Annotated in this window: 15 protein-coding genes; 5 read left to right on the top strand and 10 right to left on the bottom strand. The window is 57.9% G+C overall.

Annotated features, from left to right (window positions below; translation table 11 throughout):
• Positions 1–59: 59 nt before the first annotated feature.
• The 4 genes from frr to rpsB all read right to left on the bottom strand — a co-directional run bounded on the left by frr (position 60) and on the right by rpsB (position 3,317).
• Positions 60–617, bottom strand: coding sequence for a ribosome recycling factor (gene frr / locus AC6BYQ_RS23990; protein ID WP_025160240.1), 558 nt, complete (start codon positions 615–617; stop codon positions 60–62).
• Between the two features lie 119 nt (positions 618–736).
• Positions 737–1,462, bottom strand: coding sequence for a UMP kinase (pyrH, locus tag AC6BYQ_RS23985; RefSeq protein ID WP_004931940.1), 726 nt, complete (start codon positions 1,460–1,462; stop codon positions 737–739).
• 148 nt (positions 1,463–1,610) lie between these two features.
• Positions 1,611–2,462 (bottom strand): translation elongation factor Ts, encoded by an 852-nt coding sequence (gene tsf / locus AC6BYQ_RS23980; protein WP_004931939.1) that lies wholly within the window; start codon positions 2,460–2,462, stop codon positions 1,611–1,613.
• A gap of 129 nt (positions 2,463–2,591) precedes the next feature.
• Positions 2,592–3,317, bottom strand: a complete 726-nt coding sequence (gene rpsB, locus AC6BYQ_RS23975; RefSeq protein WP_004931937.1) for a 30S ribosomal protein S2 — start codon at positions 3,315–3,317, stop codon at positions 2,592–2,594.
• Positions 3,318–3,662: 345 nt separating this feature from the next.
• Between rpsB and map the strand changes: the two genes are divergently transcribed.
• The 4 genes from map (at position 3,663) to AC6BYQ_RS23955 (ending at position 8,571) form a co-directional block, all read left to right on the top strand.
• On the top strand, positions 3,663–4,457 hold the full coding sequence (map, locus tag AC6BYQ_RS23970; RefSeq protein ID WP_004931936.1) for a type I methionyl aminopeptidase: 795 nt from the start codon (positions 3,663–3,665) through the stop codon (positions 4,455–4,457).
• A 73-nt stretch (positions 4,458–4,530) separates the two neighbouring features.
• Positions 4,531–7,185 carry a bifunctional uridylyltransferase/uridylyl-removing protein GlnD gene (glnD, locus tag AC6BYQ_RS23965; protein WP_063917933.1) on the top strand — a complete coding sequence of 885 codons (2,655 nt, stop codon included), beginning with the start codon at positions 4,531–4,533 and terminating at the stop codon, positions 7,183–7,185.
• 42 nt (positions 7,186–7,227) lie between these two features.
• On the top strand, positions 7,228–8,052 hold the full coding sequence (gene dapD / locus AC6BYQ_RS23960) for a 2,3,4,5-tetrahydropyridine-2,6-dicarboxylate N-succinyltransferase (RefSeq protein WP_004931932.1): 825 nt from the start codon (positions 7,228–7,230) through the stop codon (positions 8,050–8,052).
• 129 nt (positions 8,053–8,181) lie between these two features.
• Entirely contained in the window at positions 8,182–8,571 is a 390-nt protein-coding gene (locus AC6BYQ_RS23955) for a DUF3461 family protein (RefSeq protein ID WP_004931929.1), read from the top strand.
• 57 nt (positions 8,572–8,628) lie between these two features.
• Here the strand turns inward: AC6BYQ_RS23955 and AC6BYQ_RS23950 are convergent, their stop codons facing one another.
• From AC6BYQ_RS23950 to AC6BYQ_RS23935, 4 genes are all read right to left on the bottom strand, one after another.
• A complete protein-coding gene (locus AC6BYQ_RS23950) occupies positions 8,629–9,081 on the bottom strand; it encodes a flavodoxin (RefSeq protein WP_004931927.1) in 453 nt (150 codons plus the stop codon).
• A 33-nt stretch (positions 9,082–9,114) separates the two neighbouring features.
• On the bottom strand, positions 9,115–9,885 hold the full coding sequence (gene truC, locus AC6BYQ_RS23945; protein ID WP_019455750.1) for a tRNA pseudouridine(65) synthase TruC: 771 nt from the start codon (positions 9,883–9,885) through the stop codon (positions 9,115–9,117).
• A gap of 297 nt (positions 9,886–10,182) precedes the next feature.
• The gene (locus AC6BYQ_RS23940; RefSeq protein ID WP_498057647.1) at positions 10,183–11,718 is read right to left on the bottom strand and encodes a carboxylesterase/lipase family protein; all 1,536 of its coding nucleotides are present in this window, start codon (positions 11,716–11,718) and stop codon (positions 10,183–10,185) included.
• A 164-nt stretch (positions 11,719–11,882) separates the two neighbouring features.
• Positions 11,883–12,956: a nitrilase-related carbon-nitrogen hydrolase gene (locus tag AC6BYQ_RS23935; RefSeq protein ID WP_498057646.1), complete on the bottom strand. Its 1,074-nt coding sequence runs from the start codon at positions 12,954–12,956 to the stop codon at positions 11,883–11,885.
• A gap of 146 nt (positions 12,957–13,102) precedes the next feature.
• Between AC6BYQ_RS23935 and AC6BYQ_RS23930 the strand changes: the two genes are divergently transcribed.
• The gene (locus tag AC6BYQ_RS23930) at positions 13,103–13,552 is read left to right on the top strand and encodes a MarR family winged helix-turn-helix transcriptional regulator (protein ID WP_019455746.1); all 450 of its coding nucleotides are present in this window, start codon (positions 13,103–13,105) and stop codon (positions 13,550–13,552) included.
• A 202-nt stretch (positions 13,553–13,754) separates the two neighbouring features.
• On the opposite strand, the gene pbpC is transcribed toward AC6BYQ_RS23930, so the two are convergent.
• Entirely contained in the window at positions 13,755–16,103 is a 2,349-nt protein-coding gene (gene pbpC, locus AC6BYQ_RS23925) for a penicillin-binding protein 1C (RefSeq protein ID WP_063917936.1), read from the bottom strand.
• Positions 16,104–16,152: 49 nt separating this feature from the next.
• The gene (locus tag AC6BYQ_RS23920; protein WP_498057645.1) at positions 16,153–22,128 is read right to left on the bottom strand and encodes an alpha-2-macroglobulin; all 5,976 of its coding nucleotides are present in this window, start codon (positions 22,126–22,128) and stop codon (positions 16,153–16,155) included.
• Positions 22,129–22,137: the final 9 nt, after the last annotated feature.

The following is a 22,137-nucleotide window of genomic DNA, read 5'->3' as shown; positions in this document are numbered from 1 at the left end:
TCTGCGCCACAAAAAACAAAGCGCCGCCCAGGCGACGCTTTTTTTCTGCGCGATGCTGATTAGAATTCCATCAGCTCTTTTTCTTTCTCCGCCAGCGCGGCGTCGACCAGCTTGATGTAAGCGTCGGTCATTTTCTGAATTTCGTCTTGCGAACGACGCTCTTCGTCTTCGCTGATCTCTTTGTCTTTCAGCAGCGCCTTGACCTTGTCGTTGGCGTCGCGGCGCACGTTGCGCACCGCCACACGGCCCTGCTCGGCTTCGCCGCGCACGATCTTGATCAGATCCTTACGACGCTCTTCGGTCAGCGGAGGCAGCGGAACGCGAATGTCGGAACCGGCGGAAGACGGGTTGAGGCCCAGATCGGAGCTCATGATCGCTTTTTCAACCGCCTGGCTCAGGCTGCGATCGAACACGTTGATTTTCAGCGTGCGGGAGTCTTCCACGGTCACGTTGGCCAGCTGACGCAGCGGGGTAGCGGCGCCGTAGTATTCCACCATGATGCCGTCCAGAATGCTTGGAGAAGCGCGGCCGGTGCGGATCTTGCTGATTTGGTTTTTGAATGCTTCTACGCTTTTTTCCATGCGTGAATCAGCATCTTTTCTGATTTCATTAGTCACGTTGCAAACCCTTGGAAGCTGGTTACTTGGCAGGCGATACTCAAGTATAGCCCGTAATCGTACTCGGAGAGCGCGCGGCGCCTGGCGTCACGCGCTCCGAAAAAGGGGTGTGAACAGCCTTATTTGCTGATCAGCGTACCTTCGTTCTCACCCATCACCACGCGGCGCAGCGCGCCAGGCTTGTTCATGTTAAACACGCGGATCGGCAGACCGTGATCGCGGGCCAGCGTAAACGCCGCCAGATCCATCACTTTCAGCTCGCGCTCCAGCACGTCCTGATAGGTTAATTGTTCATACAGCGTCGCATCCGGGTTCTTCACCGGATCGGCGGAATATACGCCATCCACTTTGGTGGCTTTCAGCACCACGTCCGCTTCGATCTCGATGCCGCGCAGGCAAGCGGCGGAGTCGGTGGTGAAGAACGGGTTGCCGGTACCGGCGGAGAAGATCACCACGCGGTTGTTGCGCAGCAGGCTGATAGCCTCTGCCCAGCTGTAATTATCACATACGCCGTTCAGCGGGATCGCTGACATCAGGCGGGCGTTCACATAGGCACGGTGCAGTGCATCACGCATAGCCAGGCCGTTCATCACGGTAGCCAGCATTCCCATGTGGTCGCCCACTACGCGGTTCATGCCGGCCTGCGCCAGGCCCGCGCCGCGGAACAAGTTCCCGCCGCCAATAACTACACCGACCTGAATTCCCAGTTCGACCAGCTCTTTCACTTCCTGAGCCATGCGATCCAAAACGCTGGCGTCGATACCAAAACCTTCTGCACCTTGCAGGGCTTCGCCACTCAGTTTAAGCAGAATACGCTGATATACGGGTTTTGCATTGGTTGCCATGGTGTTCTGTCCTAAGAAGCAGTATTAGTATTGGGGATTTCAGCCGATGAAACGCGCCTGGGGTGAATATCACGCCGCAGGGCCTGCCACCGGTGTAATTCTGGCTGGATAGTATGGAACCGCCAGACGGCGGTTCCATCGACAGTCATTAAGACTGTTTGCTCATCGCGGCAACTTCAGCAGCGAAGTCGGTTTCGACTTTCTCGATGCCTTCGCCCACTTCGAAGCGAATGAAGTTGGTCACGTCAGCGTTGTGCTCTTTCAGCACCTGAGCAACAGACTTGCTCGGATCCATAACGAAAGGCTGACCGGTCAGAGAAACTTCGCCGGTGAATTTCTTCATGCGGCCTTCAACCATTTTCTCTGCGATTTCTTTCGGCTTGCCGGACTGCATGGCGATGTCCAGCTGAACCTGGTACTCTTTTTCTACCACTTCAGCAGACACGTCTTCTGGCTTCACGAACTCTGGCTTGCTCGCCGCAACGTGCATTGCGATTTGCTTAACCAGCTCTTCGTCAGCGCCTTTAGCCGCAACCAGAACGCCGATACGCGCGCCGTGCAGGTAGCTGCCCAGCACTTCGCCTTCCAGGGAAGCAACGCGACGAATGTTGATGTTTTCGCCGATTTTTGCCACCAGCGCTACGCGCTCTTCTTCGAACTGTGCTTTCAGCACGTCAACGTCAGTGATTTTGCCAGCCATAGCGGCATCCAGCACTTTGTCGGCGAACGCCTGGAAACCGGCGTCTTTTGCTACGAAGTCAGTCTGGCAGTTAACTTCCAGAATGATGCCGTAGTTGCCTTCGATCTTGGTTTTGATCACGCCGTCAGCAGCCACGTTGCCTGCTTTTTTAGCGGCTTTGATCGCACCGGACTTACGCATGTTTTCGATTGCCAGCTCGATGTCGCCGTTGGATTCAACCAGCGCCTTCTTGCAATCCATCATGCCAGCGCCGGTACGCTCGCGCAGTTCTTTTACCAGGGCAGCGGTAATATCAGCCATTTATTTTTCCTCGGTTATCTCGCGTGGAGACAGTTCTCATTCAGATAAGCAAAGGGGGCCTTTACAGGCCCCCCTAACCAACATATGTCAATACCTGGTTAATAAGGGCTCAGTGACGAGCTTGCCTTATTATTCAGCTTCTACGAAGCCTTCTTCCGCCTGAACGGCCAGATCTTGAGAACGACCTTCACGCACAGCGGCAGCAACGGCAGTCAGGTACAGGTTTACTGCACGGATTGCATCGTCGTTACCAGGGATGATGAAGTCAACGCCGTCTGGGTTAGAGTTGGTATCAACGATAGAGAATACCGGGATACCCAGGTTGTTGGCTTCTTTGATCGCGATGTGTTCGTGATCGGCATCGATAACGAACAGTGCGTCTGGCAGGCCGCCCATGTCTTTGATACCGCCCAGGGAGTTTTCCAGCTTGGCCAGTTCACGAGTGCGCATCAGCGCTTCTTTCTTGGTCAGCTTGTCCAGGGTGCCGTCTTGAGACTGGATTTCCAGATCTTTCAAACGTTTGATGGACTGACGAACGGTTTTCCAGTTAGTCAGCATGCCGCCCAACCAGCGGTGGTTCACGAAGAACTGGTCACAGCTGTTAGCAGCGTCTTTTACCGCTTCGCTTGCTGCGCGCTTGGTACCAACGAACAGGATCTTGCCTTTACGGGAAGAGATCTTGGTCAGTTCAGCCAGAGCGGCGTTGAACATTGGTACGGTCTGCTCCAGGTTGATGATGTGAACCTTGTTACGAGCGCCGAAGATGAAAGGCTTCATTTTCGGGTTCCAGTAACGGGTCTGGTGACCGAAGTGAACACCAGCCTTGAGCATGTCGCGCATGGAAACAGTTGCCATGATTAAACCTCTATAGATTAATTGGGGTTATGCCTCCACGTATCCCATAACGCCGACCCTGGCGGCGACAAGTCACCTCAGGGCACCCCGGCGGATGTGCCGATACGTGTGTGTTATTTACACAAAATGAGTGCAGTTAAAGTATTTTCGGCCAATTCCTGCCTGGTCACAAGAACCAAGTCGCGGATCGCCGGCGCGCTTTATACCATAAACCCGCTGCCGACACCAACTTTTGTTGCTTTACGCCGCGCGCCGGGAAATGAAATTTGGCAGCCCCCGGCCGGGCTGATACCATAAGTCACTGCTTCTTATTGTCGACGATAACGACACCTGCGGACGAATTTCATGGCAATCTCAATTAAAACACCTGATGACATCCAAAAAATGCGCGTGGCCGGCCGCCTGGCCGCCGAAGTGCTGGAGATCATCGAGCCGCACGTCAAACCTGGCGTGACCACCGGCGAACTGGACCGTATCTGTCACGAGTACATCACCAACGAACAGCAGGCCATCTCCGCCTGTCTCGGCTACCACGGCTTCCCGAAATCCGTGTGCATCTCGGTGAACGAAGTGGTGTGCCACGGCATCCCGAGCGACGACAAAACGCTGAAAGACGGCGACATCGTCAACATCGACGTGACCGTAATTAAAGACGGTTTCCACGGCGACACCTCGAAGATGTTCATCGTCGGCAAACCGACCATTCTGGGCGAGCGTCTGTGCCGCGTCACGCAAGAGAGCCTGTACCTGGCGCTGAAGATGGTCAAGCCGGGCATCCGTCTGCGCACCCTGGGCAAGGCTATCCAGCAATTCGTCGAAGCCGAGAAATTCTCGGTGGTGCGCGAGTACTGCGGCCACGGCATCGGTGAAGTGTTCCACGAAGAGCCGCAGGTGCTGCACTATGACGCCGACGACGGCGGCGTGGTGCTGCAGGCGGGCATGGCCTTCACCATCGAACCGATGGTCAACGCCGGCGATTACCGCATCCGCACCATGAAAGACGGTTGGACGGTAAAAACCAAAGATCGCAGCTTGTCGGCGCAGTATGAGCATACTATTGTGGTCACTGATAACGGCTGCGAGATAATGACGTTGCGCAAGGATGACACCATCCCCAACATCATTACGCACGAGATGTAAGCACCGCGGCGCACGCCGCGTGCAGAATGTCACCAGGCCGGCTTATGCCGGCCTTTTTTATGGGCTGCGCACTATGTCTGACAATCTCCTTCAAACGGCCGCGCCGATGCCGCCCGCCTCTCCCAGCGTCTACGGCGACGACGATCTCACCTGCCTGGTGCTGAAACAGCGGCTGGAGCAGTTCCAGCTGTGGCTGGCGGCGGCGTTCGACGCCGGCTCCAGCGCCGAAAGCCTGGTGGCGGCGCGCAGCGACTTCATCGATCGCCTGCTGCGCCGGCTGTGGACGTTTTACGGCTTCGAAGATATCCCGGAAACCGCGCTGGTGGCGGTCGGCGGCTATGGCCGCGGCGAGCTGCATCCGCTGTCGGATATCGACGTGCTGGTGCTCAGCCAGCGCCGACTGACGGAGCAACAGTCGCAACGGGTCGGCGAGTTCATCACCCTGCTGTGGGATCTCAAGCTGGAAGTGGGCCACAGCGTGCGTACCCTGGAAGAGTGCCTGTTGGAGGGGCTGGCGGATCTGACCGTGGCCACCAACCTGATCGAATCGCGCATGATCTGCGGCGACGTCGCGCTGTTCCTGCAGATGCAAAAGCATATCTTCAGCGACGGCTTCTGGCCTTCGCCGCAGTTTTTCCACGCCAAGATCAACGAACAGCAAGAGCGCCACCAGCGCTACCACGGCACCAGCTATAACCTGGAGCCGGATATCAAAAGCAGCCCCGGCGGCCTGCGCGATATCCACACGCTGCTGTGGGTGGCGCGTCGTCACTTCGGCGCCACCTCGCTGGACGAAATGGTCGGCTTCGGTTTCCTCACCCAGGCCGAGCGCAACGAGCTGAACGAGTGCCAAAGCTTCCTGTGGCGCATCCGTTTCGCGCTGCACCTGGTGCTGCCGCGTTACGACAACCGTCTGCTGTTCGATCGTCAGCTCAGCGTAGCGCAGCTGCTGCGCTACGAAGGTGAAGGCAACGAGCCGGTCGAGCGCATGATGAAAGACTTCTACCGCATGACGCGCCGCGTCAGCGAGTTGAACCACATGCTGCTGCAGCTGTTCGACGAAGCCATCCTGGCGCTGGACGCCACCGAAAAGCCGCGCCCGCTGAACGACGATTTCCAGCTGCGCGGCGATCTGATCGACCTGCGCGACGAAACGCTGTTTATCCGTGAGCCGCAAGCCATCATGCGCATGTTCTACCTGATGGTACGCAACCGCGAGATCAAGGGCATTTATTCCACCACCGTGCGCCAGCTGCGCCACGCGCGCCGCCACCTGAAACAGCCGCTGTGCACCATCCCGGAAGCGCGCGATCTGTTTATGGCCATCCTGCGCCATCCCGGCGCGGTGTCGCGCGCGCTGGTGCCGATGCACCGTCACAGCGTGCTGTGGGCCTACATGCCGCAATGGGGCAAGATCGTCGGGCAGATGCAGTTCGACCTGTTTCATGCCTATACCGTCGACGAACACACCATCCGCGTGCTGCAGAAGCTGGAGAGCTTCGCCGAGCCTGAAACCCGGCCGCGCCATCCGCTGTGCGTGGAGCTGTACCCGCGCCTGCCGCACCCGGAACTGCTGCTGCTGGCGGCCTTGTTCCACGATATCGCCAAAGGGCGCGGCGGCGATCACTCGATCCTCGGCGCGGAAGACGTGGTGGAGTTCGCCGAACTGCACGGCCTCAACTCGCGAGAAACTCAGCTGGTGGCCTGGCTGGTGCGCTGCCACCTGCTGATGTCGGTCACCGCGCAGCGCCGCGATATTCAGGATCCGACGGTGATCCAGCAGTTCAGCAGCGAAGTGCAGAGCGAGACCCGCCTGCGCTATCTGGTGTGTCTGACGGTGGCGGATATCTGCGCCACCAACGAAACCCTGTGGAACAGCTGGAAACAGAGCCTGTTGCGCGAGCTGTATTTCGCCACCGAGAAACAGCTGCGCCGCGGCATGCAAAACAGCCCGGATCTGCGCGAACGCGTGCGCCACCACCGCCTGCAGGCGCTGGCGCTGCTGCGCATGGACAACATCGACGAAGAGGCGCTGCACCGTATCTGGAGCCGCTGCCGCGCCGACTATTTCCTGCGTCACTCGCCGAATCAGCTGGCCTGGCACGCCCGCCATCTTCTGGCCCACGACTCCACCCAGCCGCTGGTGCTAGTCAGCCGCCAGGCGACGCGCGGCGGCACCGAGATCTTCATCTGGAGCCCGGATCGCCCTTACCTGTTCGCCGCCGTCGCCGGAGAGATGGATCGCCGTAACCTGAGCGTGCACGACGCGCAGATCTTCACCAACCGCGACGGCATGGCGATGGACACCTTTATCGTGCTGGAGCCGGACGGCAGCCCGCTGGCGCAAGATCGCCACGCGGCGATCCGCCAGGCGCTGCTGCAGGCCATCACCCAGCGGGAGTACCAGCCGCCGCGCGTGCGCCGGCCATCTTCCAAGCTGCGCCACTTCAGCGTGCCGACCGAAGTCACCTTCCTGCCGACCCACACCGATCGCCGCAGCTACCTGGAGCTGACCGCGCTCGACCAACCCGGCCTGTTGGCGCGGGTGGGCGAAGTGTTCGCCGATCTGGGGCTGTCGCTGCACGGCGCGCGCATTTCAACCATCGGCGAGCGGGTCGAGGATTTGTTTATCCTGGCCGACGGCGAGCGGCGCGCACTCGACCAAGAAACGCGCAGAAAGTTGGAGCAACGGTTGACAGAGGCCCTCACCCCAAACGATAAAATGTGATACAAGTAACTTTTTACCGACAACATCAGGAAAGAGAACAGCATGCAGCAATTACAGAACGTTATTGAAAGCGCCTTCGAACGCCGTGCAGACATCACCCCGGCGAACGTAGACACCGTAACGCGCGAAGCGGTAAACCAGGTGATCGGCCTGCTGGACAGCGGCGCCCTGCGCGTCGCCGAGAAGATTGACGGTCAATGGGTCACCCATCAGTGGCTGAAGAAAGCCGTGCTGCTCTCTTTCCGCATCAACGACAACAAGGTGATGGACGGCGCGGAAACCCGTTACTACGACAAGGTGCCGATGAAGTTCGCCGACTACGACGAAGCGCGCTTCCAGAAGGAAGGTTTCCGCGTCGTGCCGCCGGCCACCGTGCGCCAGGGCGCGTTCATCGCACGCAACACCGTGCTGATGCCGTCTTACGTTAACATCGGTGCCTACGTCGACGAAGGCACCATGGTCGACACCTGGGCGACCGTCGGCTCTTGCGCGCAGATCGGCAAAAACGTTCACCTGTCCGGCGGCGTCGGCATCGGTGGCGTGCTGGAGCCGCTGCAGGCCAACCCGACCATCATCGAAGACAACTGCTTCATCGGCGCGCGCTCCGAAGTGGTGGAAGGCGTGATCGTGGAAGAAGGCTCGGTGATCTCGATGGGCGTGTACCTCGGCCAGAGCACCCGCATCTATGACCGCGAGACCGGCGAAATCCATTACGGCCGCGTGCCGGCGGGTTCGGTGGTGGTTTCCGGCAACCTGCCGTCGAAAGACGGTTCTTACAGCCTGTACTGCGCGGTGATCGTCAAGAAAGTCGACGCCAAAACGCGCGGTAAAGTCGGCATTAATGAGTTATTGCGCACTATCGACTAAATTGAAATAGCGGGTGATTCACCCGCTATTTTTTTGTCTGCGTTTCGCTGGCAGTCACAGTCGCAGATCTCGCTTTCCGCCATAATCGCAGTCGTGGAATATAACGATCACATCTAAAGAGGGCGCAGTATGTACGATAACTTGAAGAGTTTGGGCATCAATCAACCGGAAGACGTCGATCGCTATAGCCTGCGTCAAGAGGCCAACAACGACATCCTCAAGATCTATTTCCGCAAGGATAAGGGCGAGTTCTTCGCCAAGAGCGTGAAATTCAAGTACCCGCGCCAGCGTAAAACCGTGGTGGCGGACAACGCCGGTCAGGGCTACAAGGAAATTCACGAGATCAACCCGAACCTGCGTTATGTGATCGACGAGCTGGATCAGCTGTGCCAACGCGATCAGGTGGAAGTGGATCTGAAGCGTAAAATCCTCGACGACCTGCGCCATCTCGAAGGCGTGGTGTCGCACAAGATTGCCGAGATCGAAGCCGATCTGGAAAAACTCACCCGCGGCAAATAATGCGGATCGGTTGACCCGCATCATCGCCAAGGCGCCCTTTCGCGGCGCCTTTTTACTTTACGATTGCAGCAGCGTGCCCCACTGCTCGACCCACGGGCAGGCGGCCACTTCCGGCTCCGGCTGTTCCATCGCATCGATCTCCAGCACTTCGCCAACGCGGGTGGCGCCCTGCTCCTGCAGCAGCGCATCGAACGCGCGCCCGGCACCGCAGAAGTTGTCATAGCTGCTGTCGCCCAGGGCAATCAGCCCATAGCGCAGCTCAGGCTGGTAGCCAACCTGGTCGCGAATGGCGTGGAACAGCGGTGCGATGCTGTCCGGCAGATCGCCCTGCCCGGTGGTGGAGGTGATCACCAGCGCGTAGTGCTGACGGTAAAACTGCCAGGCCTCCAGCGTGCCCTCTTCGAACAGTTTGACCTCATGGCCCTGCTCGCTGAGGATGTTTTGCGCTTCTTCCGCCACCAGCAGCGAATTGCCGTAGACCGTTCCCACGAAGATACCAACCTGAGCCATGGCTCCTACTCCCTTCATTACCTTTAAAAATTGTCAGCTATCCTGACCGTTAGCCGCGCTAAACTCAACCCCGCCGAGTTCAGGGAATAGCCCCGCCCAGCCGAACTGCGTCATCACCCCCTGCCAGTCTTCGTCCCAGCGCGCCGTCACCTGCAGCGGTTCGCCGGTCACCGGGTGCGTCAACTGCAGGTGGCTGGCGTGCAGCATCAGGCGCGGGCAGCCGAAATGTTGCGCCATACCGCGGTTCTGCCGCAGATCGCCATGCTTGCTGTCGCCGATGATCGGATGGCGCAGGTGCGCCATATGGCGCCGCAGTTGGTGCTTGCGGCCGGTTTCCGGCTGCAGCTCCACCAGGCTGTAACGCGCGCTGTCGTAGCGGCCGACGGCCACCGGCATCTCCACCTGCGCCAACGGCCGGTAGTGCGTCACCGCCGGCTGCGGCCCCTTATCGGCATCGGCATGTTTATCGGCGATTTTGTCCAGTTCCGCCGTCAGTGGATAATCGAGGGTCGCCCCCTCCTGCACGTAACCCCGCACCACCGCATGGTAGGTTTTCTGCACCTGATGTTGCTCGAACTGTTGCGACAGCAGGCGTGCCACCTCGCTGGACAGCGCCATCAGCAGCACGCCGGAGGTCGGGCGATCGAGACGGTGCACGGTAAAAACGTGCTGCCCGAGCTGATCGCGCACCGTCTGCATCATAAAGCGGGTTTCATGACGATCCAGCCAACTGCGGTGCACCAACCAACCCGACGGCTTGTTCACCGCCACCAGATGCTCATCCTGATATAAAACCTCAATCACATCGCTTTCCTCGCGTTAAAATTAATGGCTGCAGTAAAGTCAATGTGGCCTGAAGCTAGTGAAACCGCAGTGAAATCAACCTGATAGTGGTGCCATGCATTTACTACCGAGGTATCATAATTGACCTCATGCCGGATAACCACTCTATTCCACCCAGCCATTTGGCGGGTTTGCGCATTGAACATCGGTGCCGGAGGCATGAATAAAACAATGTCGAAAAGGGAAGTTCCCGACAGTGGGAACCTCCCGTTATAACGCCAACGCTCGGCGAGGCGCTGCATCTAATGCCGCATGAAATTACTGAGGGCAGACGTATTTTTTCGATAAATTGTTTATATCAAAAATCCCTTTATCGGAAAACTCAATGGCCATCATATGTTCGGTATTAAACTCGGTCCATTTTTCTCTCACCGGTGCTCCCTGATTAGGATCGCCGTTCTTAATAAAGTTACTTAAATAAGAAACAATATTATCTGATAGGCGTTGCTGTTCTTTGGTTAAGGCCTGCTTCACGCCGGTGGCGCCATGAAATCCGTCAAAGAAATAGATTAGCTCACTGGTGTGCGCCGCCAGATAAGGCCTCGACATCTTTGGTATGTATTGAGGCGCGGTCTTATCGTTAAACACGTAGGCATATAGCCTGTTTTTCTTGGCCATCTCGGTGTTGAACTGAAGGGATGGACAAATAAATTTATACTTTGTCAGATCGTCGCTCAGTTTTGCCGTAAAATCGGTGTTATCATCCGTTTCCTCTACGGAGGAGAATGATTTTCCGTATAAGGTCATCATCGACGCTGTATAGATTTGCTTGTCGATTTTCTTGCCGGCATCGTTTTCTATCACGCCAGCAAAGAAAGTCCCTTCATTATTCTGAAAACCATTGATAATATCAACCTTATTGACTTTTCCTTTCGCGATCGCCTCATTAAACGTATACGGAATGATATCGCCATCAATAGTAAATTGATCGTTATACAAATTGGATATTGCCGTTGTCGCTAGTTTGGCGACGGGCGTTTTCTTTAAGCAAGCCAGCTGCCCGTCCGGCGTGCCATCATCGCAGCCCACCGCTTTTGCCACCTCCAGACCGACCGCGTTGGCCTGCGCGATATTTTTTTGGTCCAGGTTATAAGAACCGCTTGAGATTATCGCTTTCTTAAATAACCCTGAGGACAGAGGGGAAACGATGTTTGCAAGCACGCTATGCCCTCCCGCTGATTCACCGAACAACGTGACATTGTCTGGATCCCCACCAAAGCTGGCTATGTTGCGTTGAACCCATGACAAGGCTTTTTGTTGATCCAAAAGGCCATAGTTGATTTTCTTACTCTCATGGTTAAGCGCTGGATGCGAGAAAAAACCAAAAACGCCCAATCTATAGTTTATTGTTACGACTACGATATCTTTCTTGATAAAATTAGACACGTCGTACTCATCACCCGACCCGGTTCTTAAGCCACCGCCGGGTATCCAAACCAAAACCGGCCGCTTTTTACCCTCATTGTCTTTTGGCGCGTAAACATTCAGGTAGAGGCAATCTTCCGACTGGCTTATTTTACTGAATCCGGCCAGGCTAACCGTCGTCGCACAGCTGTTGCCAAACTTACCGGCAAAATACACGCCCTCCATGACGCTTTTATTTTCCGGCGCTTGCCAGCGTTTTTCACCCACCGGCGGCTCCGCATAGGGAATGCCTTTGAATTGTAAATAACCCTCTTGCTCCAGGCCTTGGTACTTCCCGCTCGGGCTATTGACTATTTCGGTAAGCTTATACTCTATACCGGCATAGGAGGATACGGATAAAAACAACAATGACAAAGGAATGAGTTTCATATAATAACCTTGACACATAGACATTGGGTTATTCCCAGAGGAATTATGGCGCAGCATGTTCAACGCGGAGCATTCACCCCTCGCGCTACGATTTTTAAAATTCAATTGAAAATTTTGCTATTACGCGTCATCTACCCGAGAGATAAATGTCGCTGTATATAAAACTATTTATCATAGACACTAAGACGATAGATACCGCGCTCAATCATCATCTCTATTTGTTTGCTCAGAACGTTTTCCTTGTATTCCTTATGATTTCCTTGCGCATGGTTAAGGTAAATATTTTTGGGATACACTGGCTTTTCATAAATCAATTGCGCGCATTCGGTTCTGATATCTTTTAACCAATTGGTCACTGATGAATGCGTTCGATGATAACGCTGCGCCTCGATATCAATGACGGCATGCACGTAGCTTGAACCGTTGCTATCTTTTTGTTTACCAATAATCTTGCCTTTGTAATCAACGATCAATGAACTCCCACCACCGCAATCTATTGGGGCCAAAGAGTGGGGAAAGGTGTACACAGGGGCGATGTTCGGCGCGACGATATACAGGTTGTTTTCCAGTGCGCGAGCCCTGTTGGAGATTTCGAACATATCATTTTCGGTAAATGGCGTGGGCAGTGAAGCGCGATACACGACCTCTGCCCCATTCATCGCCAAACCGCGCCCATTTTCCGGGAAGTTCCCCTCCATCGCCATCATCACGCCCAGACGGCCAATTTCGGTATCGACAACAGGCCAGAAAGATTGCAGCGTGCGGCCATATTTCTCGACCCATTTGTCAAATAAGTCATGCGGTGATGCGGAACGCTCGCTCGGCAGCAACGCTGACATTTTATGGTGTCTGAGTATAATGTCGCCCTGAGGATTGATAACAAAGCCGACGTTGAACATGATGTCCGGCCAATCAGGCTCCCTGACTTTGGCCTGCGCCATAATGAAGAGATTATGACGTTGCGCCAATTGGCCGAGTCTTTCGGTCTCAGGCCCTGGAATATCAATAGCCCCATCTTTTAAAAACTCAACCATCGGCATATCCAATACTTCATCGGTGAATCCCTGAAGTGCGCCCTCAGGTAAAACCAGCAGGCGAACCGGGATATCCAATGCGCAAAGTGACAAGGCGCCGTTGGTCAATTCTTCGATATGGTCCAGATTCTTCGAAATATCCGCTCTTTTCTGAATGCCCCATGCGGTAGGGCTTAGTCCAATGACGCCATAAGGTTCTATCATAATCAACCACCTATGCATTATTGAGAAACTGCGAATGTTGCAGAACAGGGCCTATCCAGTATTGAAAAGCAGAGCGATTCACATAATCATACGAGATAGCTCACTTGCCATGTTATCAGCACACTGATAACTCACAAGGATTGAAAATGAAAAAGAACGTAAAAAACAGTAATGATATGTTTGATTGCGAAGCGGGAATTCTCGGCTACCTGCTGCGTAAAGCATCCGGCGCTTATAAACAAAAAATGGAAAAGGAATTAAGCCAATATCAAATAACCGCACCTCAATTCGTTATCATGAGCATTATTTCTAATTTTGAAGGGTGCTCTAATGCCGATTTAGCCCGATTGGCACTACTGACCCCTCAGACCGTCAGCTTAATACTCGTCAGATTGGAAAAACTCGAGCTCATCGAGCGTCTGCCGCACCCTCGTTATAAACGCGTTCAAATCATTAAGCTTTCCACGCATGGCGAAACGCTTTTTGCATCCTGTGACAAGGTAATCAACAAGTTAGAGTCAACGCTGGAAGATGAATTTTCTGCAGACGAGATAAAAGTCATTCGCCGCTGGTTAGGGAAAATAATCAGTGAATAATGCCTAAGCGTTCCCTGTTAAACATTACCGGATTAGGTCGCAGCACGCTGGGTTGTTTTTATTTCCAGTGAAAGGGCGGGAAATATTCTTTCTCGAATCCCGGCATCAAAAAGGTAAAAATACCCACGGCGTGCTTATTCTTATCCATGATCCCCGCTGCCGTTCTCCCCGGTTATACAGGCATAACCGAGGCGCCCCAACCTCAGTTAACCCACTCGATGGTCACCAGCCGCGTATCGGCGCGGCCGCGATCGTCCACCGCCCGGATGCGGTAGCGCCCGTTGTTGATCGGCCGCCAGTCGATCGGCTTTTTGCTGGCGCTGCTGCCGAGATAGATATCGTCGACGAACCAGTACACCGTTTTGCTGTCGGCGTCCGTCACCGCGCTGAAGGCGATTTTATCCCGACCCTGCTGCGACTGACGCAGGGTATAGGTGGTGTTTTTCAGCGGTGAGGTGATGCGCGGCGCGTTGCCGCCGACGGCGATGCCGTTATCCTTGCAGCGATTAACCGGCGGCGTGCGTTTCGGTAGACCGGCCTGGGCGAACACGTTGGCCAGATCGGATGGCCAGAACTCAAAGACTTCGGTGCGGGTCTGCGCCGCATCATACGGCGGGCAAACGACCTCGCCGCTGTGAATATCCAGCACCACCGGCCGGTAAACGCTGTCGACTTTGATCGGCGACTTGCCGGGAATGAACCAGGTCTTGCCTTTTTGCTGGCACCACGGCGTCGGCAGATCGCCGCTGGCGAGGCAGATCTCCACCCGCCGCAGCCGTTTAGGGAACGGATGTTTCGGTTCTCGCAGGCCGGGGTAGCTGGCATTAACGCTGTCGATGATGTTGAAAAACAGCGGCGCGGCCGCTTCGGCGCCGACCAACGCATTGTTGCCACGCCCGTCGAAGTTGCCCTCCCACACCACCAACACGTAAGGGCCGAAAATCCCGACGCTCCAGGCGTCGCGGAACCCCCAGGAGGTGCCGGTCTTCCAATACACCGGCAACGCCGAAGAGCGCTGCGCCAGCGTGTCGCCCGGCCGCCGGTGCTGGCGCAGCATATCCAGCGTGATGAAACTGGCCTCCTCGCTCAACAGCCGCACCGGCGCCGATTCAGCCGCGTTAACCTGCATACGCAGCGGCCGCAGCTCACCGCGGTTCGCCAGCAATGCATACAGCTTCGCCAATTCCTGCGCCGTCACCTCGCCGCCGCCCAGCACCAACGACAGCCCGTAGTGGCTTTCGTTGGCCATATTGGCGACGCCGGTCAGGCGCAAAAACTGATAAAAGGTCGGCTGACGCAGCTGTGAAGCGACATACACCGCCGGAATATTGCGGCTGAAATTCAGCGCGTCGGTGGCGGTCACCGGGCCGAGAAAGCGCCGGTCGAAATTCTCCGGCGCATAGGCCCCGAACGACGAAGGCACGTCTTTCAGAATAGTCATCGGATGCAGCACGCCCTGCTCCATGCCCAGCGCATAGATGAACGGCTTCAGCGTCGATCCCGGCGAGCGTTTGGCGTTGGTGCCGTTCACCTGCCCCTGAATAGGGCGATTGTAGTAGTCCGCCGATCCCACCAACGCACGCACCCCCATATCGCGGCTGTCCACCAGCAGCACTGCGGCGTTCTGAATGCCGCGGCTGCGGTTGCGGGCGATAAAGGCATTGACCTGCCGCTCGACCAGCCGCTGCAACCCGGCGTCCAACGTGGTATCGACGCGGGTATCGCGCTGCACCAGTTGCTGCGTCTGCAGGCGCAGCTGTTCGATAAAGTGCGGCGCGATATAGGGTACTTGCTCAGGCTGGCGCAGCGCCAATGGCAGACGGAACAGCGTTTGCTGGCTGGCGTCGGTCGGGTAAACCTGCTGCCAGCGCTGGAACAGACGATTGCGCGCCTGAGTCAATGCGGCGCCGAGCACGCCGGTTTTCGGCTCCAGACGGTAGCTGGGCGACTGCGGCAACACCGCCAGCGTCAGCGCCTCCGGCAGGGTCAAATCCTTCGGCGACTTGGCGAAATAGATCAGGCTGGCGGCGCCGATGCTTTCGATGTTGCGGCCGTAGGGAGCGTAATTCAGATAGGCTTCCAGGATATCGCGCTTGGAATAGCTGAGCTCCAGCTGCACCGCACGCAGCACCTGCAGCAGCTTGCCACCCGGCGTGCGGGTATTGAGATGCCAGCGCATACGCGCCAGCTGCATGCTGATGGTCGAACCGCCCTGCATCTTGCCGCCGGCGACATAGCTGCGCCAGAAGCCGCGCATCAGGCTGACGGGGTTAAAACCGGGGTTGTAGTAGAACCAGCGATCTTCGTGCAACAGCAGCCCGCGCACCGCCAACGGCGACACCTGCTCCAGCGGGGTCCACAGCCGGTAGCGATCGTCGTTGGCCAGCGTAATGCGCAGCAGCGCGCCGTGCCTGTCGTAATAGACGGAAGACTGCGGCAGCCCCTGCCACAAAGGCGGATGCGGCCACAGCCGAATCGCGCCCAACAGCAGCGTCAGTAAAAACACCGCCATCAAGCCGTTTTGCAGCACGCGCCCGGTCAGGATCTTCATACGCTCTCAGCATCCCGGCACCAGGCGTTGGCCTGGCGCCGGATACGGCCTAATCGTTGCTCGCCGGCACGACCACCAGCTTGCCGCCGCCTGCCGACATGGCCTGCACTTCACGGTCGTACATGGCTTCACCGTAGGCCGGTGGAACAATAAAGCTGCCGGTATTGGTGGCCTTGATTTGATAAACGAACTCCTGCACTTCGGTGCCGGCGCTACCGTAGATAATCACCCGATCTTCGCGGATATCGCTGTAGTCCGGCGCCCAGGTGGAGCCGGACGCGGCCAGCGGCGACTGCCAGCCGCCGCGATCGTCGCTCTCTTCACCGGCATCGGCCGGCTCCGGCGGCGTCTGCTGCACCACTTCGAACCCGCCCGGCAGCAGATCGACGATCGCCAGGTTGCTCTGCCCCTCTTTCGAGTTGGCGCGCACCTTCAGATGGACGTTGATCTTCTGCCCCAGCGTCACCTGCGTTACCGGCTTGCCCTGTTCGTCGGTGTAATCGCGAACGATCTCAATCCCGCGCGACAGCGCTTTTTGCGGCGCATTCAGGTCGTAACCGGCCTGCGTCACCACATACCAGGCCGGCGCGCTGCCGCCGTTGGTGAAGCGCACCGCGGTGGCATCGGCGTTGAATTGCCCCTGAACGAACAGCCCCTGCAGCTCGCTGATGCGCTGCGGCTCGCCGCCGGCTTTGCCTACCTGCACGATGCCTAATGCATCCGCATTGGCGGACTGCGCCGCCACCTGGGCCGAATAGCTTTCCAGCGCCAGAATGCTCATCGCGGAGGAGTAGGTGGTGTAACGCTCTTCTTTCAGCGCCTTGACCATATTCTCCAGCACCTGCGGTGGGATCGACGCCACCTTCTCCGGGAAGTGGCGGGTAATCAGATACAGCCGCGTCGCATCCTGCACCAGCGGATCGAAATAGTTCTGCGTCCACCAGGCGCTGTCATACGCCTTGCTCAGCTGCTGCCAGCTCGGTTGCAGCAGCGCGGCGGCTTCGTCGTCCATCTTCAACAGGCGATAGGAAGAAGCCAGATACAGCGCGCTCAGATCGGTTTTCCACCCCTCGCCATAGCGTTTTTGCAGCGTATCCTGCACCGCCGCCAGCGAGTTGGTGGTCACTTCGCCCTGCAGCGTCAGCAGGTAAACCGCCCAGCTGCGCAGACGCAGCAGATACAGATCGTCGAATCCGCTGGCCGCCAGCTCGCGCAACGCACCGTTGGCCTCGTCCAGCATGCCGTCCGGCAGGGCATAGCCCGCCGCTTTGGCTTCGAGCAGATACTGCACCACATAAGGCGTGACGAAAGGATCGGCATCCGGCGACGAACGCCAGGCGCCGATCGCCCCGCTGTCGTTCTGGCGGGCGCGCAGCACGCCCAGCAGGTTGCGCAGCTGCTTGCTGACTTCCGTCTGGCTCAGGCTGCTTTTCATCTCCGGATGACGGCTCTGCAGCATCAGCGGAATAGAGCGGCTGACGATCTGCTCGGAACAGTAATACGGATAATCCGCCAGGTATTGCGCCAGCCCGCTGGTCAGCACCAGCGGTGAATGAGATACCGTCGCCCGACGCTGGGCGAAAGCGTCGAACATCTGGCGCAGGCCGTCGACGTTCTGGCTGCCGCCGCTCATGCGCCCCATCACCGACTGGGTGCGGTACGGCGCCGCCGGCCGCACCGAGGTGCTGACGGTGCGGCGGCTGGCCTGGTCACCGTAACGGGCATCGAACACCAGTGGCGCATCGCCCAGCACGGCTTTGGCGCGCAGGCGGAAGGTGATCACGCCTTCGCGTTTTTCCGCCAGCGTCAGGCTTTGCGTCGCGTTGCCCACCACTTCCAGCTGCGGCGGCGGCGTCAACAGAACATTGACGGCCACCGACTGGCCGTTCAGCCCTTCAAGATTGTTGCTGACGCCCACGCTGACGTCGAACTCGTCGCCCGGCGCCACCATCGCCGGCACGTTTGGCGTCATGATGAAGTTGTCGCGCACCGTGGCGGCGGTTTGCGCCTTGCCGATTTTTTCCGGCGTCACCGAAATCGCCATGACGCGGATCTTGCCGTTGAAGTAATCAGGCACCGGATAGACGAACTGCTTCTCGCCGCTGACTTCGGTAATGCCGGACCAATAGGCCACCGGCTTGTCGCGCTTGCGCTTGAACGGGTTGAGATTGAGATCCAGCCCTTCGCCCGCATCGCCGCCCGGCGCCGCGGTCAGCGCCATCAGCTTGCTGAATTCCGGCAGGATCAGATCGAGGATCTGCGAGCTGCTCACGTTCAGTTCGCGTTTGCTGAAGAAGAACTCCAGCGGATCCTTCAGACGGTAACGCGCCACCTGCAGAATGCCCTCATCGACGGCGAACAGCGCCACCTGCTGCGGCGCATCGGTCTTGACCGTCATCGTCAGGTTTTCACCCGGCTTGATGACCTCCGGCGCCGTCACCTCGAGGCCGTTCTGGCGCGCCTTGGTGCTGATCTTGAACGGCATCACGCCATAGCTCAGCGGGCTCATGAAGATCTCGCTGGAGTTGATGTCGCGCACGAACTGCACGTTGATGTAGCCGTTGCCCTCCATGCCGGCCGGCACGCGGATCTTCTGCACCGAACTGGTGGTGTCGGTGTGGAACCACTGCCAGGCGTAAACCTTGTCCTTTTCGATGGTGATAAGCCCGCTGCCGGTATAAGGCGCGTTGATCGCCACCTCAATCTCCTCGCCGGGCTGGTACTCCGCCTGGTTCAGTTTCAGCTTCAGTTCGGCGTTGCGATCCAACGAACGGCTCAGGTTGGCGTTGCCGGCTACGCTGTAGGCGACGCGGTTAAGCGTCTTGCCCTGCGCATCCTCGATCACCAACACGAAGTCGCCCGGCTTATCGGTCGCCAGCCGCAGATCCGCGCCCTGCTCGCTCAGCGCCAGCGGCTGTTCCGACAGCTGCACTTCCTTCATCTTCGACTGGTATTTGTAAACGCCCGAATCCTGCTTGGTCAGTACCGAAATGTATTTTTGCTCTATCAGCACCTGTTTCAGGTTCGGCATGGCGATCTGTTTCAGGGCCGGATCGATGGCGATCACATTCAGATGCCGCTCCGCGTCGCGGTTGATATAGCCCAGATCGCCATCCGCCTTCACGCCGACCAGGTAATCGTAAGGCGAAACCAACGTGCGGGCGGTGGCCGCCACGGAACGCCCGCCGCCGGCGACGAACGCTTCCGACAACAGCTGTAGCTGATAAGTGGCGTCGGCGTAGGATTTCAGATCGAGCGGAATATCGGCCGCGCCGTGTTCATCGGTGGTGCGATCTTCCAGCTCGGTTTCGAACCCGTCGCTGTTTTGCCGGTTTTCGTAAAACGCATAATCCGGGAAGCGATCGAAGCTCGGATACATCGGCCGCAGCGTCAGCCTGGTCGTCACGCGGCGATCTTGCGCCGGGGTGCCGAACAGGTTCTGCACATCGATGCTGGCCTTCAGCTCAGACGGCTTGACCCAGCCTTGCTGGCGATTCGGCGTCAACGCCAGCTTCACCTTCAGCTGATCCGGTTCGAACTCCTTCACATTGACCGCAGTGTGGCCGAGCAGCGTGGAGGTGTCGTTGTTTTTGCCGATCAGATACAGATAGACGTTCCACTCGCCGGTAGGCGAATTTTCATCGGTGGTATAGCTCAGCTCGTTAAAACCGCTGGCGCCCAGCGTCAGCGGCACGGTGGACATCAGCTTGTCGCGCGGATCGCGAATTTCGGCGCGCACCGGCACGCCGGCCAGCCCGATGCGCCAGTCGGCGGCGCGGGTGATCAAGCCGATGTTGAAGGTATCTCCCGGCCGATAGACGCCGCGATCGGAGAACAGGTAACTGCTGAGCGTGCGCGGATCGGTCGGCGTTTGTTCACCGGCAACGTCGAAGCGCGAGAAGTCCAGCCCGCGATCGTTATAGCTGCCGGTCGGCAGGAAGGAGACATCCCCCTCTTTCTCCACCAGGAACATCACCGGCTGGCGCTCATTGGTGTACACGTCGAGCGCCGGGAAGCGCACGTGGCCGTCGGCGCCGGTGGTTTGGCTGAGCAGCGTCACGCCGTTTTTAGCCACCACCGACACGGTGGCGCCGCTGACCGGCGCGCCGCTTTGAATCGACTGCACGAAGACGTCGCGCGTCTTATCCTGCGAACTCTTGGCGACGATGCCCAAATCGGTCACCACCACAAAGCGCGAATCGCCGACGTCGGGCTGATCTTCTCCGGTGCTCTCCTCCGGTTCCTGCTCCTGCTCGTCGCCCGCCTCTGTCGCCGCCGGTTTCCGGTTCGGTTGCCATTCGGACAGCGTCAACAGGAACACTCCGCGATGGGAGCTGGCGTTGGTGGAGAGATAACGGGAGAGATCGATGCCCTGATAGTTCACTTCCCCCGGCCGCTCGTTGTTAAGCGCGGTCTGGTATTTGAAGTGTTCGGTAAAATATTCGTCGTTGAGCCGGTTGAATTCCGTTGACGAGTACTCCCGGCTTTTGAAGGAGACAATGTGCTGCAGCTGGCTCGGGATCACCCGCTTGATGTCCAGCCGCAGGCCCGCCACGTTGCGCGCCGCCACGCTGATCTGCTTGTCGCCATTGACCGACAGCAGCGAGCCTTGCGACATGAACTGCAGCGATTTCGGGAACTCCGGCACTTCGACCACCCGGTAAACCTTCTTCGGCATCTTGTAACCGCCGACGGAGACCAGCTTGTTGTCGATTTCGAGCAGCACAAAGCGATGCGCCGGGGCTTCAAAACGGAAGCTGAACTGCGGTTGGTAGGCCTCCTCCGCCTCATTAAGCGTCAGCGGCAATGCTGTCGCCTGCGCCAGCACGTTTTTGCCGACGCTGTCGACCGTCCATTGATAGAAGTCTTCGGCATCATTGGCCGTCTCGGCATCGCTCGGATCGTGCTGCGGCAGCAGCCACGCCTTGGTGGCCTTCGCCAGCTCGGCATCCTTCACCGCATCGCTGAAACCGACCACCAGCGCACGCTGGCCTTTACCGCTGTCGGTATCCACCACCTGAGCGCTGGCGTCGTTCAGCGCCAGGCTGTACAGCGTCGGTACCTGGACCCAGTTGCTTTTCGCCTCTTCGACCGCGTTGCCGGCCACCGTCGATTTAATGCCCTTGCCGACCGTCAGATGCACCACACCGCCCTGATCCAGCGCCTGCAACGGCTCGGAATGCACCCAGGCGTTCAGTTTTTTCTCGTCATAGACCAGAGAGAAATTCAGCTTCTTCTCGGAGGTGGTGCCGCCTTCCTTCAGTCCCAGTGAAATCTGTTTTTCAAAGCTGGCGACGTCGACCGGCGCATTGAACTGCACATTGAAAATCGCGCTGCGTTTCTGCGCATCCTGCGGATCGCGGTAATATTCGGCCTGCCCCAGACGGTAGTCGAACGCAGGCACGGTGAAGGCATAGCGGGTTTTAGCGAGCTTGGTCTGCGGCGCCAGCAAGGTGGCGGGCTCGAGCGTCACGTCATATTTTGCGCCCATCGGCAGCGGTTTCTTCGGCGTGAACACCAGCGTCGACTCATTGTTCCATGCCCACTGCCCTTCCGCCGCCGGCTTGAGGGTGATGCCGGCGCTCACGGCTTTACCCACTGCGGTTATCGGCGCAACCGAGCCGCTGAAGCTCAGGCTCACGGTTTGCGGCGCCTGCCGGGCGGCGGCGTAATCTATCGGCGCGGGATTAGCCAGCTCGGCGCTGACCTCTTGAACCACCATCGGCGCCGGTTCGATGGGCTGGGGGCGGTTTTGCCACCAGTGCCAACCGTAAAACGCGCCGCCCGCGGCACCTGCCAGCAGCAGCAGAGCCAGACCGATCGCCGTCGGGTGTTTATCCACGCCGCTTTCGAGCCGCAGAAAACCGCGCGGCAACGCAGCCCACCAGGCCGGAGCGCGCCAGCTGAGGTTGCCGACCAGCGGTCTCAGCAGCCGCCCCAACAGCGACAACACGCCCCCCAGCAGGCGGCACACGCCCTTAACCAGAGTAAAAGGTAAACGCAGGATAAACCTTAATAAATCCATTATTGCAGC

The organism is Serratia sp. LTN-2 (assembly GCF_059740205.1).
The sequence above is the reverse complement of the archived record's forward strand: the minus strand, read 5'-3'. Positions and strand labels throughout refer to the sequence as shown.